This is a genomic window from Yoonia sp. (assembly GCF_014859355.1).
Classification (GTDB): Bacteria; Pseudomonadota; Alphaproteobacteria; order Rhodobacterales; family Rhodobacteraceae; genus Yoonia.
Genome location: NZ_JACUUJ010000016.1, coordinates 1 through 13314 on the forward strand (window position 1 = coordinate 1; position 13314 = coordinate 13314).

Annotated in this window: 14 protein-coding genes and 1 tRNA gene; 8 read left to right on the top strand and 7 right to left on the bottom strand. The window is 56.4% G+C overall.

The window, feature by feature from the left end:
- Positions 1 to 65: 65 nt before the first annotated feature.
- Together IBX59_RS07545 and IBX59_RS07550 are read right to left on the bottom strand one after the other, a co-directional pair.
- Positions 66 to 142: transfer RNA gene (locus IBX59_RS07545), tRNA-Arg, on the bottom strand.
- Positions 143 to 188: 46 nt separating this feature from the next.
- On the bottom strand, positions 189 to 500 hold the full coding sequence (locus IBX59_RS07550; protein WP_296374064.1) for an ETC complex I subunit: 312 nt from the start codon (positions 498 to 500) through the stop codon (positions 189 to 191).
- Positions 501 to 665: 165 nt separating this feature from the next.
- On the opposite strand from IBX59_RS07550, the gene IBX59_RS07555 reads away from it, so the two are divergent.
- The 3 genes from IBX59_RS07555 to uvrB all read left to right on the top strand — a co-directional run bounded on the left by IBX59_RS07555 (position 666) and on the right by uvrB (position 5293).
- On the top strand, positions 666 to 1238 hold the full coding sequence (locus IBX59_RS07555) for a hypothetical protein (RefSeq protein ID WP_296374065.1): 573 nt from the start codon (positions 666 to 668) through the stop codon (positions 1236 to 1238).
- Positions 1239 to 1262: 24 nt separating this feature from the next.
- Entirely contained in the window at positions 1263 to 2993 is a 1731-nt protein-coding gene (locus IBX59_RS07560; RefSeq protein ID WP_296374068.1) for a methyl-accepting chemotaxis protein, read from the top strand.
- Positions 2994 to 3067: 74 nt separating this feature from the next.
- Positions 3068 to 5293: an excinuclease ABC subunit UvrB gene (gene uvrB, locus IBX59_RS07565; protein WP_296374070.1), complete on the top strand. Its 2226-nt coding sequence runs from the start codon at positions 3068 to 3070 to the stop codon at positions 5291 to 5293.
- A gap of 32 nt (positions 5294 to 5325) precedes the next feature.
- Here the strand turns inward: uvrB and IBX59_RS07570 are convergent, their stop codons facing one another.
- The 3 genes from IBX59_RS07570 to IBX59_RS07580 all read right to left on the bottom strand — a co-directional run bounded on the left by IBX59_RS07570 (position 5326) and on the right by IBX59_RS07580 (position 7524).
- A complete protein-coding gene (locus IBX59_RS07570) occupies positions 5326 to 5952 on the bottom strand; it encodes a hypothetical protein (protein WP_296374072.1) in 627 nt (208 codons plus the stop codon).
- Between the two features lie 139 nt (positions 5953 to 6091).
- Positions 6092 to 6925, bottom strand: a complete 834-nt coding sequence (locus IBX59_RS07575; protein ID WP_296374074.1) for a universal stress protein — start codon at positions 6923 to 6925, stop codon at positions 6092 to 6094.
- Between the two features lie 98 nt (positions 6926 to 7023).
- Positions 7024 to 7524 (bottom strand): Lrp/AsnC family transcriptional regulator, encoded by a 501-nt coding sequence (locus IBX59_RS07580; protein ID WP_296374076.1) that lies wholly within the window; start codon positions 7522 to 7524, stop codon positions 7024 to 7026.
- A 163-nt stretch (positions 7525 to 7687) separates the two neighbouring features.
- On the opposite strand from IBX59_RS07580, the gene trxB reads away from it, so the two are divergent.
- Positions 7688 to 8632: a thioredoxin-disulfide reductase gene (trxB, locus tag IBX59_RS07585; protein WP_296374077.1), complete on the top strand. Its 945-nt coding sequence runs from the start codon at positions 7688 to 7690 to the stop codon at positions 8630 to 8632.
- 195 nt (positions 8633 to 8827) lie between these two features.
- Entirely contained in the window at positions 8828 to 10537 is a 1710-nt protein-coding gene (locus IBX59_RS07590; protein ID WP_296374079.1) for a bifunctional sulfate adenylyltransferase/adenylylsulfate kinase, read from the top strand.
- Positions 10538 to 10586: 49 nt separating this feature from the next.
- Here IBX59_RS07590 and IBX59_RS07595 read toward each other — a convergent pair whose 3' ends face one another.
- Positions 10587 to 10811: a DUF1150 family protein gene (locus IBX59_RS07595; RefSeq protein ID WP_296374081.1), complete on the bottom strand. Its 225-nt coding sequence runs from the start codon at positions 10809 to 10811 to the stop codon at positions 10587 to 10589.
- 3 nt (positions 10812 to 10814) lie between these two features.
- A complete protein-coding gene (locus tag IBX59_RS07600) occupies positions 10815 to 11228 on the bottom strand; it encodes an Hsp20 family protein (protein ID WP_296374083.1) in 414 nt (137 codons plus the stop codon).
- Positions 11229 to 11416: 188 nt separating this feature from the next.
- Between IBX59_RS07600 and IBX59_RS07605 the strand changes: the two genes are divergently transcribed.
- The 3 genes from IBX59_RS07605 (at position 11417) to IBX59_RS07615 (ending at position 13236) form a co-directional block, all read left to right on the top strand.
- Positions 11417 to 11617 carry a DUF465 domain-containing protein gene (locus IBX59_RS07605; RefSeq protein ID WP_296374085.1) on the top strand — a complete coding sequence of 67 codons (201 nt, stop codon included), beginning with the start codon at positions 11417 to 11419 and terminating at the stop codon, positions 11615 to 11617.
- A 67-nt stretch (positions 11618 to 11684) separates the two neighbouring features.
- Positions 11685 to 12173 carry a 5-(carboxyamino)imidazole ribonucleotide mutase gene (gene purE, locus IBX59_RS07610; RefSeq protein WP_296374087.1) on the top strand — a complete coding sequence of 163 codons (489 nt, stop codon included), beginning with the start codon at positions 11685 to 11687 and terminating at the stop codon, positions 12171 to 12173.
- The gene (locus tag IBX59_RS07615; protein ID WP_296374089.1) at positions 12166 to 13236 is read left to right on the top strand and encodes a 5-(carboxyamino)imidazole ribonucleotide synthase; all 1071 of its coding nucleotides are present in this window, start codon (positions 12166 to 12168) and stop codon (positions 13234 to 13236) included. The genes purE and IBX59_RS07615 overlap by 8 nt, the downstream gene beginning before the upstream one ends.
- The last annotated feature ends 78 nt before the right edge of the window (positions 13237 to 13314 follow it).

Here is a 13314-nt window from a genome sequence, read left to right on the forward strand (position 1 = left end):
AACGGTATATGGGGATGCTTCGGCTGGGTGCAAGCATGTGCGCCACGCACAATACATCGAAAAATTGGTGATCCCACGAGGACTCGAACCCCGAACCTGCTGATTAGAAGTCAGCTGCTCTATCCAGTTGAGCTATGGGACCGTGCGCTTGTTCGCTGGCATGCAGGCAGGCGACGCAGGCCAGAACTCTAGTGTGTCCAGGCACCGCGGCGTTGGGTTGCGAAATTCTCTCCGTATCCGCCGGGGCGAATATTCGGTTTGCGCCGCTGTGGTTCCTGCACGACGGCGTCAATTCCGTGTTCGCGGGCATAATTCAGCGCGGCATCTTTTGTTTCGAACCGCAAACGCACCTGTGCCTGCGTGTCGGATGACGATGTCCAGCCCATCAATGGGTCAACTTCGCGTGCACTTTCCGCAACATGTTCCAAGACCCAATCATGGGTTTTGGCCATGCCTGAGGACATCGCGGTTCGGGCGGGTCTGTAGATACGTGCGCGCATGCTGGTTCTCCTTGCGTGTGATTTATTTCGAATTCGGGGATGCTTGGCAAGGTGGGGCAATTCGAAAAAAAGAGGACGCATTAATTAAGCGTCAAGTTAGTGGGTCTATGGTGCATGTCACAAGCCTCATTTTGGCTTTTGATTAGAAGTTGGGAACAAAAGATCATGATCAAGCAAAGTGTCACAACCCTCGCCATGCTGTTTGCCTGTCAGGCCGCGCTGGCGGATGAATTTACCCCCGCGCTTCAGGGGTACCTGGATACGAATATCAGCCAATGGGCCACCAATCCTGTCATCCTGGATGCGTTGCGCGCCGCGAATGCGAAAACTGCTGAATATGACCTTGTCAGCATCAACGCCTTGGACTTGGCCTGGCAGGCAGAGATCGGGATGTCCGATACCCCGACAATCACCCCTGTTTTGACAAATGATGCTGCGGATTTCCTGCGTGACCAAGTTGATGCATCGAATGGCGTCATTTCCGAAATTTTCATTATGGATCAGGTTGGACTGAACGTCGCGGTGTCGTCCGTGACATCGGATATGTGGCAAGGTGACGAAGAAAAGTTCACCCAAACCTATGAAGTCGGTGCCGGCGCCACACATATCGCAGAGGTCGAATTTGACGAATCCACACATAGTTACCTTGCCCAGGTGTCTATCAGCATCAGCGACCCCCAGACTGGCGACCTTCTTGGCGCGATGACCATCGGGCTGAACGCCGAGGCACTTTTTTAATCAAATCACGCAACGGGGGAGCCCATGTCTTTCTTCAACTCTGGTGCGATGCGTCGCATTTTCGGCCAATCTGTCTATGCAAAATGCCTGTGGATCACCGCAGTGACAACAGTGGTGGTCGCCACGCTGGTCAGTGTGCAAAATTTCAGTGTGAGCGAGAAAATAGCACGGGAAAGCATCATTGATCTTGGCACCACCAACACGGTGAATGCGGCCAGGGCGATGGGTGGCGCCATCCGGTTTCAGAAAACGGAAGAAATTAACAGACTGTTGGCGCAATTGCTGGACGGTTCGGATGGGCGGGCGCACGCGGCAATTGTGTTGTCGTTGCAAGGGAACGTTTTGTCTGAACTTGCCCGTCCCGGCGGTGATGTTGCGCAGCTTGTCCAAGTCGCCCGTGCTACATTGCGGGACGACATGCCGCGATCTGGCACGGATGGATTGGATATTGCGATTCCCGTCAGCTTTGGCGCCACGGATGAGACTGTCGGTGTGCTTGCCGTTGGTTGGACCGCTGCGCCGGTCCTGTCCAGGCTTGCACAGGAAAAAATACGTACATTGATTATTTCTGCAGTGTCTCTTTCAGCCATGCTGGGGCTTTCGATTTTCCTGTTGCAGCGCATTCTGGGCCATCCCTTACGTTGTCTTGAGGTTGCTGTTCAATCCGTCGCGAATGGCGATTATGGCGTGCCGATCGCTGGGGCAGGGCGGCCAGATGAAATTGGGCGTCTTGCACGCAATCTGGATCAGATGCGGTTGGGGCTGGCCGAGGCCAAGCTGGTCTCGGACCGGGCCGCGGAGGATCATGTAGAACAGCAAAACGTCATTGCTGCGCTGACAAGTGGATTGCAATCCCTTGCCGCCGGGGACCTTACGGCACAGATATCACAGGATTTTTCGACCCGTTACCAGCAGCTTAGCGTGGATTTCAACAATACCGTGCACACCTTGCATGATGCGGTGCTGACGATTGTGCAAAACGCGGAAATCATCCGGAAAGAGTCGGACGAAATCGGTGGCCATTCAAGTGATCTGTCCCGGCGGACGGAAAATCAGGCGGCGACACTGGAAGAAACTGCCGCGGCACTGGATCAACTGACCAGTGGTGTAAGGGCAGCCGCTGATAGCGCCCGAGAGGTGGAAGGGATTGTGCATGACGCACAAACCCAGGCGATTGAAAGTGCCACAATCGTCGCCCAGACTGTTGCGGCCATGTCTCAAATCGAAGGGTCTTCAACACAGATTTCAACGATCATCTCGGTCATTGACGACATTGCCTTTCAGACCAATCTTTTGGCCCTGAATGCCGGTGTCGAAGCGGCCCGGGCGGGCGAAGCCGGTCGCGGATTTGCCGTCGTCGCATCCGAGGTGCGCGCCCTGGCCCAACGTTCGTCCGAGGCAGCCCAAGAGATAAAGACCTTGATCGGCGGCAGTTCACAACATGTGGCGCGCGGTGTGAAACTGGTTGGCAAAACCGGTGATGCGCTGACGTCAATTACAGCGCGTGTCACGGAAATTGCCAGTCTGACTTCCAGCATGGCCAATGCGGCGACAGAGCAATCGCGCGGTCTGGCCGAGATAAATATCGGTGTGAGTCAGCTTGACAAGGTGACCCAGCAGAATGCGGGCATGGTGGAAAGCGCGGATGCGGCCAGCCAATCGCTGCGCAGGCAGGCGGCGGCATTGGGCAAAACCGTGGAAGGTTTTACAACCAACGCAAGCGGGCGAAGCAGGGGTGCACGGGTGGCCGCCTGATGTACAAAACAGAAACATAGCCAATAGGCGGGTTGAAAAACCTGGCGAAAGGAACACATCTAAGAGACAAAAATATGGAGCCTTGCCACGTGTCCGACGCAACAGCCGCTCAGCAGGATCCGACCGTTTATCTTGCCAACCCGTCCCCTGACGTCAAGTCCCGCGAAAAGCTGGAAGGCGGCAAGAAATTCGTGCTGAAAACCGAATTTTCACCAGCTGGCGATCAACCAACTGCGATCAAGGAACTCAGCGCTGGGATCATGCGTGGCGAACGTGATCAGGTGTTACTTGGGGCGACAGGCACCGGCAAGACCTTTACCATGGCCAAGATGATCGAAGAAACCCAACGCCCCGCGATAATTCTGGCACCAAACAAGACACTTGCCGCGCAGCTTTACGGCGAATTCAAGGGATTTTTCCCCGACAATGCGGTCGAATATTTTGTGAGTTATTATGACTATTATCAGCCCGAAGCCTATGTCGCCCGGTCCGATACCTATATCGAGAAAGAATCCCAGATCAATGAACAGATCGACCGGATGCGCCATGCGGCGACCCGCGCGCTGCTGGAACGTGATGATGTGATCATCGTCGCCTCGGTTTCTTGCATCTACGGTATCGGGTCGGTCGAAACCTATGGCGCGATGACGCAGGATATCCTTGTAGGTCAATCCTATGACCCGCGTCAGATCATCGCTGACCTGATCGCTCAGCAATACCGCCGTAATGATCAGGCGTTCCAACGCGGCACCTTTCGTGTGCGTGGTGACAGCCTTGAAATCTGGCCGGCCCACCTTGATGATCGCGCTTGGAAATTGTCGTTCTTTGGTGAGGAGTTAGAGGCGATCACGGAATTTGATCCGCTGACCGGCACCAAGACAAACAGTTTTGACAAAATTCGGGTTTATGCCAATTCGCATTACGTGACCCCAAAACCGACGATGCAGCAGGCGATTCAAGGGATCAAGAAAGAGCTGCGGATGCGGCTGGACCAGCTTGTCGCCGATGGCAAGCTGCTTGAGGCGCAGCGGCTGGAACAACGCACCAACTTCGATCTGGAGATGCTGGAAGCCACAGGCGTCTGCAACGGGATCGAAAACTATTCCCGTTATCTGACGGGGCGCGCGCCCGGCGAACCCCCGCCCACGTTGTTTGAATTCATCCCCGATAATGCGATTGTTTTCGCAGATGAAAGCCATGTCAGTGTGCCGCAGATTGGTGGCATGTATAAAGGCGACTACCGGCGCAAATTCACGCTGGCCGAACATGGCTTCCGCCTGCCGTCTTGCATGGACAACCGACCGTTGAAGTTTGAGGAATGGGATGCGATGCGCCCGCAGTCGGTGTTTGTTTCTGCCACGCCAGCGGCATGGGAACTGGAACAGACCGGTGGTGTCTTTACCGAACAGATCATCCGCCCCACCGGCCTGATCGACCCGCAAATCGAAATCAGGCCCGTAGACATGCAGGTCGATGACCTGCTGGACGAGGTGCGCCGCGTCGCCGCTGATGGTTTTCGCACGCTTGTCACCACATTGACCAAGCGAATGGCCGAGGATTTGACAGAATACATGCACGAACAGGGTATCCGCGTGCGTTATATGCACAGCGATATTGACACGATCGAACGGATCGAAATTTTGCGCGACCTGCGGTTGGGGGCATTCGATGTACTGATCGGCATCAACCTGCTGCGCGAGGGGTTGGATATTCCCGAATGCGGGCTGGTGGCGATCCTTGATGCGGATAAGGAAGGGTTCTTGCGATCTGAAACATCGCTGGTGCAGACAATTGGCCGGGCTGCGCGCAATGCCGAAGGCCGCGTGATCATGTATGCCGACCGGATCACCGGCAGCATGGACCGCGCAATGAAGGAAACCGAACGCCGCCGCGTCAAACAACTGGCCTATAACGAAAAACACGGCATCACCCCCACGACGGTGAAAAAGAACGTCGAGGATATTCTGGCCGGTCTTTACAAGGGCGACGTGGACATGAATCGCGTCACCGCCAAAGTGGATAAGGGCCGGGCAGGCGGCAATATCCAGACTGTGATCGAAGGCATCCGCACCGATATGCGCAAGGCCGCTGAAAACCTGGAATTCGAAGAGGCCGCGCGCCTGCGCGATGAACTCAAGCGGTTGGAGGCGGTCGAAATGGCCATCGCTGACGACCCGCTGGCGCGGCAACAGGCAGTGGACAAGGCTGTCGATGATGCGCAAAAGGCGTCAGGCCGCAGCACCGGCGGACGTGGCGGAATGCGTGGCGGCAAAAGCCGCTATGGTGGGGCACGCAAATAACCGGGTTAATTTGGTCTGGGAGCCCCGATCCGTCAGGCCGCGACAGGCAAGGCCAGATCTTGCGGAAACCGCCAAAGGATTGCCCCCTGCGTCCAGCGCCCTTTGATCAGGAAACCATGATCATTGACGCGTGGAAACCTGTTCTGCCAGTCCAGGAACCGGTCATTCGTGACGATCTTTATCCCGTATTTGGTGCCCTTTTCCAACAGGGTTTCATCTGCGATCGTGCCGCTTGGCACGACGTTGACCTGCCAGTGCGGCAACATCAGTTGCTGCGCCATGAAGCGGCCATTTGCATAGCGATCAAACAGCTTATAGCCCACATTTGCGTCAAAATAGACCAGTGGGGTATATCCTTGCATTTTCAAATCTTTCAGCACGTCAATCAGCACAAAGATATTGGGCGCACCGCCCCAATGCATGACGTTTGATCCATCAACAAGGATAGGATGTGCGGCTTCCAGGCTTTGATCTTTGCCGCGCAGCCTTCTTAGAAAAGGCCGGAGTGCAAAAAGGATCAGTGCCGCGCCAAACACTGCATAAATCACACCGGCCAAACCCGACAGGGCAAGATCGCGATTAGGGTGATCCCAAAGCAAACGGACGACCGGCACGAAAGAAATCAAAAGGCCATTCAACAGAAAAGAAAAGAAATGCATGGCCCTCGATACCAGATGCGCGCCGCCGCCGAGGTTATCGGAGCACAAACCAAGGTTGAATACAAGTTAAGATCACACGCATTTGGCTGAGATGCCGTACCACCGCTGCAGAACTGTGTGAACTTGGCTGTTTGCCTTTCTACCGCGCCATCAAAATCGGCACTTCTGCATTTTCAAGCAGGCTGCGGGTGGTGCCGCCAAAGACGGCCTCGCGCAGGCGCGAATGGCCGTATGCCCCGGATACGATCAGCGCGGCGCCACTATCGCGCGCGCAGCGCAACAGGGTGTCGGCAACGTTGCCTTCGGTCTTGGCAATCAGTTTGATGACCGGCGTTGCGCCATGCCGCGTGAGGAATTGCGCCATACCACTGCCGGGGTCAGATTGATCATGGCCTTGTGTCGGTGGGTCAATGATGCAGATGTCGGTTTCTGCTGCGCGGCGCAAGAACGGCAGGGCAGCACGGGTGGCCGACAGCGCCTCTGTCCCGTCGTTCCAGCCCAGCACCACGTTCCCGCCCATTGCAGGTGCGCCTGCACCTTTGGGAATCATCAAGACCGGACACCCCGCAATGAACATGCAATTTTCGACCAGACCGGCCAGTTCCAGATCATCCTGATAGGGGCGTCCCAGAACAACCAGATCACTGAACCGCAGTTTTTCGGCCAAATAATTGCCCAGCACTAATGACTGCACCATTGCGGCCTGCATCGACCAGCGCACAACTTCGCCCTGCATCCGGGTCTGGACCCAATCTTCAAGTTGCTCTCGTTCTTCGATTGCGTCCCGCGTTTGGGCAGCGACCACTGGCGTTGACATACCGCTTAGGTCATAGGCAAGACTGCTTTGGTTGATGGTGATTACGTGAATGTCCAGATGCGCATCTGTATCTTCCGCCAGCTTGATCGCGGCGTCCAATGCATCCTTGGCTGTGTTCATGCCAGTCAGGATGGTTGCGATGATTTTATAGCCCATGGGGTCGCTCCGCCTTTTCGTGATCTGCTACGCAACACCCTTGCACAATAGGGCAAGGTTTCACGTTGATGCAAATCAACACCGGCACGCGCGCTTGATCAGGGTTTTTGTGCCAGACGGCTTTCCAATACGTCAAATGGCACACCCGGTTCGTCCTTGGCGCCGCGGATCACCAACGATGTCTTGACGCTTGCGACATTATCGGCGCTGGTCAGTTCTTCGGTCAAAAACCGTTGAAAACTACGCAGATCCGGCGCCACGCATTTCAGGATGAAATCGACCTCACCGTTCAGCATGTGACATTCGCGCACAAGCGACCAGCCCTGACAGCGTTTTTCAAAGGCGCTCAGGTCCACTTCAGCCTGACTGACAAGACCGACCATCGCAAAAACCTGCACCTCGAATCCAAGTTCGCGGGCGTTGACATCGGCATGATAGCCAAGGATATACCCCTGTTCTTCCAGCGTGCGCACCCGGCGCAGGCAGGGCGGTGCCGAGATGCCAACACGTTTGGCCAGTTCGACATTGGTCATCCGGCCATCGGCCTGCAATTCGGCCAAAATCATGCGGTCGATTTCGTCCAGTTTCGTTCCGGGCATTTGCCACTCCAGCTCTTTTTCCGAATACTACTCAATGGCGCGAGGGTGCGCAATTATCTTTCGTGATTGCGCAACATAATAACTTTGCTTTGCTGTCATGCGCGGACTTTCAACTGTTGGCCTGCAACGCTATATCAACGCCGACCCTAGATAAGAGGCTGCCATGTCCCAGACCCGCCATTCCCCCGTTTTGATCATCGGTTCCGGCCCCGCGGGGTACACCGCGGGCGTCTATGCGGCCCGTGCAATGCTGAACCCCGTGCTGGTGCAGGGGATCGAACCGGGCGGCCAGCTGACCACCACAACAGAAGTAGAAAACTGGCCCGGCGATACCGAGGTCCAAGGCCCCGACCTGATGGTTCGGATGGAAGCACACGCCCGCGCGATGGGTTGCGATATCGTCAGCGATATCATTACAGAGCTGGATCTGCAAAACCGGCCCTTTACGGCGAAATCTGACAGCGGCACGGTTTATACCGCCGATGCGGTCATTCTGGCCACGGGCGCGCGCGCCAAATGGCTGGGCCTGCCGACCGAGGACAAGTTCAAGGGGTTCGGCGTCAGCGCCTGTGCGACATGCGACGGATTTTTTTATCGGGGTCAGGAAATTGTTGTTGTCGGTGGCGGCAACACCGCCGTGGAAGAAGCGCTTTTCCTGACCAATTTTGCCAGCAAAGTCACGTTGATCCATCGCCGCGATGAATTGCGCGCGGAAAAAATCCTGCAAGACCGGCTACAAAAGAACCCAAAAATCGAAACGCTTTGGTTTCATGAGGTTGATGAAATTTACGGTACCGACAGCCCGTTGGGTGTGGAAGGTATCCGGGTCAAGCATACGAAAACCGGCGAAATCACCGATATCCCTGCCAAGGGCGTGTTCATTGCCATCGGCCACGCGCCTGCGTCCGAACTGGTCAAGGACCAGTTGGAACTGCACAACGGCGGTTACGTCAAGGTTGCGCCGGGCACGACCCGCACGGCGATTCCGGGTGTCTTTGCCGCAGGCGATCTGACTGATCACATTTATCGCCAGGCGGTGACATCGGCCGGCATGGGCTGCATGGCGGCGCTGGATGCGGAAAAGTATCTGGCCGAACAGGGTGATTGACCCGCGTTGCCAGCAAGCTGTGGGTGTGCAGGCGAACCTGTTCATTCCACCCCATGGCTGGCTGATTGTCTACTGTTCCGTTGTCTGCAACAGGGCGCGAATATCCGTCCTTTCTGACCTGACTGCGCTGGACATGCGCCAATAGGGGGGGCTATGCCCCGCCGCAGAACATCCCAATTTCTTAAGAGTTTTCATATGACGCAGGACCTTGCACCGATCCCCGAACTGTTTGTTTCCTATGACAGTGCCCAAAAGCTGAAAGTGTCAGCCGGGGATCTGGTCAGCCACGACCTGACGCCGCGCCAGATTTGTGACCTTGAACTGCTCATGAACGGCGGGTTCAGCCCGCTCAAGGGGTTTCTGAGCGAGGCTGATTATAACGGTGTCGTTGAAAACATGCGCCTTGCCGATGGCGCGCTGTGGCCCATGCCCATCACGCTGGATGTGTCTGAATCTTTTGCCGAAAAGGTGCAGCCAGGGCAGGATATTGCCCTGCGTGACCAAGAAGGTGTGATCCTTGCCACGATGACCGTCACCGATAAATGGGTGCCCAAAAAGGCGCACGAGGCTGAAAAGGTGTTCGGCGCAGACGATAGCGCGCATCCGGCGGTGAATTACCTGCATAATACGGCCGGTAAAGTCTATCTGGGTGGGCCGGTGACGGGTATCCAGCAGCCGGTGCATTACGATTTCCGTGCGCGGCGCGATACGCCGAACGAATTGCGCAGCCTGTTTCGCAAACTGGGATGGCGCAAGGTTGTGGCCTTTCAAACCCGCAACCCGCTGCACCGCGCGCATCAGGAACTGACATTCCGTGCCGCCCGCGAGGCGCAGGCGAACCTGCTGATTCACCCCGTCGTCGGCATGACCAAGCCCGGCGATATCGACCATTTCACCCGCGTGCGCTGTTACGAGGCGGTGCTGGATCAATACCCATCATCGACCACCACGATGAGCCTGCTGAACCTTGCCATGCGCATGGCCGGCCCGCGCGAGGCGGTATGGCACGGCCTGATCCGCAAGAACCACGGCTGCACCCATTTCATCGTCGGCCGCGACCACGCGGGCCCCGGCAAAAATTCCGCCGGTCAGGATTTCTATGGCCCCTATGACGCGCAGGATCTGTTCCGCGCCCATCAGGATGAAATGGGCATCGAAATGGTTGATTTCAAACAGATGGTCTATGTGCAGGACCGTGCGCAATATGAACCGGCGGATGAAATCCACGACAAGGATAAAGTGACGATTCTTGACATCTCGGGCACTGAATTGCGCCGCCGTCTGGCCGAAGGTCTGGATATTCCCGAATGGTTTTCCTTTCCGCAAGTGGTTGAAGAGTTGCGCAAAAGTCGCCCACCCCGCGCCAGCCAAGGCTTTACCGTATTCTTCACAGGCTTTTCGGGGTCAGGCAAATCGACCATCGCCAACGCGCTGATGGTCAAGCTGATGGAAATGGGTGGCCGTCCCGTGACCTTGCTGGATGGCGATATCGTGCGCAAGAACCTGTCATCCGAACTGGGCTTTTCCAAGGAACACCGCGACCTGAACATTCGCCGCATCGGCTATGTCGCGTCGGAAATCACCAAGAACGGCGGTATCGCGATCTGTGCACCCATCGCGCCCTATGCCACGACCCGGCGCGCGGTGCGCGAAGACATCGAACAATTCGGTGCGTTCCTAGAGGTGCATGTCGCCACGTCGATCGAAGAATGCGAACGGCGCGACCGCAAGGGGCTGTATAAATTGGCCCGTGAAGGCAAGATCAAGGAATTTACAGGTATTTCAGATCCTTACGACGTTCCGGAAAAGCCAGAATTGCGGCTGAACACCGAAAATGTCGCGGTCGATACCTGCGCCCATCAGGTCATTCTGAAACTGGAAAGCATGGGGTTGATCCGGGCTTGATCCGGTGCGCTGGCAGCAATGGCCCGCCGACGCGGGCCGCTTATCTTGGTTAATGGACTGTGACCGGCTGCATGTCGTTTTCGCGCGCAAGATGAAACGCTAGTTTTCGGTTGGCGACCAGCGCCAATTGTTCGCCTTCGATATTATGCACAGCGAACAGCGTTTTCAGATCGCCGACCTGTTCTTGCATGTCGTCCGGCAGATCGGCAACGGCAACCGGTTTCACATAGACGATACTGCGATCCAGATCTTTAAGATCAAATTTTGCGTTCATGGCTTACCCTTTTTTTATCTTGATTGTCTGCACGATCGTGTCTTGCACGGCGCGTGTCAGATCAACGTGCAACAATCCGTTTTCCATCACCGCTTCACCAACTTCCACCCCGTCAGCCAACACGAATGACCGTTGAAACTGCCGTGCGGCGATGCCGCGGTGCAGGAAAATCCGGCCTTCGCTGTCGTCAGCCTGACGCCCGCGAATGACCAGCGAATTATCCTCGACCGTGATGGCCAGGTCACTTTGTGAAAAACCGGCCACGGCCAGCGTTATCCGATAGGCGTTTTCAGACGTCTGTTCGATATTATACGGCGGATAGCCATCATTCCCGCTTTTCGCGGTGCGTTCGACCAGCCTTTCCAGCTGTTCAAAGCCCAGAAGGAACGGATGCGTCCCCAAAGCAAGTTTCGTCATCAGACATGCCCTTTTTCTTAAGCGACTGCCAGTGCGGCCCCGATTGCGGCGACCGTCCTGTCAAAGATATGGGGGGGCGGGGGGCCTTGATCAAGAGTAAGTATTAGGAAGTTGCCCACTTACCGGTATACAGTGCATTAGTAACATCCTTTGAAACGGGTTGGCGTATCGTGAATAAATGGGAATCAATGGAAGAAACCGACGTGTTGCGCGTCGAACTGGAGGTTCTCAAACGGCAACACCGCGATCTGGATGAAGCTATCGACGCGCTGCACGCGCGCGGATCGGCGGACATGCTGACGCTCAAGCGGCTCAAGAAACAGAAACTCGCTCTAAAGGATCAGATTTTCCGTCTGGAAGACCGGATTTTCCCCGATATCATCGCGTGATCGCCCGTTGCAGACTTGTTGCGCTTGGCTATAGTGCGGCTTCAATTTGTTGCGGGACGACACCCTTATGACCCAGCCTTTGGTCGGCATTATCATGGGCAGCCAGTCAGACTGGCCTACCATGCGCGAAGCGTCTGAAATTCTTGATCAGCTTGGCATCCCCTACGAGGCGAAAATCGTCTCGGCGCATCGCACGCCTGACCGGCTGTGGGACTATGGCAAGCAGGCCGTGGGCCGGGGATTGCAGGTGATTATTGCAGGCGCTGGCGGGGCCGCGCATTTGCCGGGCATGATGGCATCGAAAACGCGCGTGCCTGTGATTGGTGTGCCTGTGCAGACCAAGGCGCTGTCGGGCGTTGACAGTCTTTATTCCATCGTACAAATGCCGCGCGGATTTCCGGTCGCGACCATGGCGATCGGGGCGGCGGGGGCGGCCAATGCCGGGCTGATGGCAGCGGGAATTCTAGCCCTGCAAGATGCAGAACTGGCCGCACGGCTGGATGCATGGCGTCACGACCTGTCTGCCGCAATACCGGAAGAACCGCACGATGACTGATCCATTGCACGTCGGGGCAACCATCGGTATTTTGGGCGGTGGCCAATTGGGGCGCATGCTGTCGGTTGCCGCATCCCGGTTGGGGCTCAGAACGCATATCTTTGAACCCGGTGCAAACCCGCCAGCCGCTGATGTGGCGCATCGGGTGACAACCGCCAGCTATGATGACGCCGCCGCGCTGACCGCCTTTGGCCGGTCGGTTGATGTGATCACCTATGAATTTGAAAACATCCCGACCAGCGCGCTGGACCTGCTCGAGGCACTGGCGCCGATCCATCCGGGTCGGCAGGCGCTGGCCACCAGTCAGGACAGGTTGACAGAAAAAACATTTTTGCAACGCTTGGGCCTGCAAACCGCGCCCTTTGCGGATATTGCCGCGATGGCTGACCTGACAGCGGCGATTGCCCGTATCGGGACACCTGCCATTCTGAAAACCCGGCGCATGGGTTATGACGGCAAAGGGCAGGCACGGATCATGGGGCCGGATGATGCTGCTGCGGCGCTGGCCGATATAGAGGGCGCGCCGGCGATCCTTGAAGGGTTCATTGATTTCAGCCACGAAGTCTCGGTGATTGGCGCGCGCGCCACTGACGGTTCGGTGGCCTGTTACGATCCTGGCGAAAACCTGCATGAAGCCGGTATTTTGCGCACAACCACCGTGCCTGCACGGCTAACACCGGCCCTGCGGACCGATGCTGTGCTGATCGCAGCGAAAATCCTGAATGCGCTGGATTATGTCGGTGTGATGGGGGTCGAGCTTTTCGTCACACCGCAGGGCCTGATCGTGAACGAATTTGCGCCCCGCGTTCATAATTCCGGCCATTGGACGCAGAATGGCTGTATCATCTGCCAGTTTGAACAGCATATCCGCGCCATCGCTGGCTGGCCATTGGGCGACGGGATGCGCCATGCGGATGTGGTGATGGAGAACCTGATCGGCGAAGATGTCAACCGGGTGCCAGACTTGGCAAAAACGGGTGCAGCCATTCATTTGTATGGTAAATCTGGTGTGAAACCGGGCCGCAAGATGGGGCATGTCAATCGGATCGTGAAACGGGCGTAATGTGTTGGGGCAAAAGCGGTGTATGTTGCCGCGCCGATGTCCTGGTCTTGTTCTGCGTCCACGCTTTAATATTCCAGC

Bases quoted from the DNA above. Each gene is read 5' to 3' on its own strand.
- IBX59_RS07550 (WP_296374064.1), bottom strand. From the start codon at position 500: ATGCGCGCACGTATCTACAGACCCGCCCGAACCGCGATGTCCTCAGGC.
- IBX59_RS07555 (WP_296374065.1), top strand. From the start codon at position 666: ATGATCAAGCAAAGTGTCACAACCCTCGCCATGCTGTTTGCCTGTCAG.
- IBX59_RS07560 (WP_296374068.1), top strand. From the start codon at position 1,263: ATGTCTTTCTTCAACTCTGGTGCGATGCGTCGCATTTTCGGCCAATCT.
- uvrB (WP_296374070.1), top strand. From the start codon at position 3,068: ATGGAGCCTTGCCACGTGTCCGACGCAACAGCCGCTCAGCAGGATCCG.
- IBX59_RS07570 (WP_296374072.1), bottom strand. From the start codon at position 5,952: ATGCATTTCTTTTCTTTTCTGTTGAATGGCCTTTTGATTTCTTTCGTG.
- IBX59_RS07575 (WP_296374074.1), bottom strand. From the start codon at position 6,925: ATGGGCTATAAAATCATCGCAACCATCCTGACTGGCATGAACACAGCC.
- IBX59_RS07580 (WP_296374076.1), bottom strand. From the start codon at position 7,524: ATGCCCGGAACGAAACTGGACGAAATCGACCGCATGATTTTGGCCGAA.
- trxB (WP_296374077.1), top strand. From the start codon at position 7,688: ATGTCCCAGACCCGCCATTCCCCCGTTTTGATCATCGGTTCCGGCCCC.
- IBX59_RS07590 (WP_296374079.1), top strand. From the start codon at position 8,828: ATGACGCAGGACCTTGCACCGATCCCCGAACTGTTTGTTTCCTATGAC.
- IBX59_RS07595 (WP_296374081.1), bottom strand. From the start codon at position 10,811: ATGAACGCAAAATTTGATCTTAAAGATCTGGATCGCAGTATCGTCTAT.
- IBX59_RS07600 (WP_296374083.1), bottom strand. From the start codon at position 11,228: ATGACGAAACTTGCTTTGGGGACGCATCCGTTCCTTCTGGGCTTTGAA.
- IBX59_RS07605 (WP_296374085.1), top strand. From the start codon at position 11,417: ATGGAAGAAACCGACGTGTTGCGCGTCGAACTGGAGGTTCTCAAACGG.
- purE (WP_296374087.1), top strand. From the start codon at position 11,685: ATGACCCAGCCTTTGGTCGGCATTATCATGGGCAGCCAGTCAGACTGG.
- IBX59_RS07615 (WP_296374089.1), top strand. From the start codon at position 12,166: ATGACTGATCCATTGCACGTCGGGGCAACCATCGGTATTTTGGGCGGT.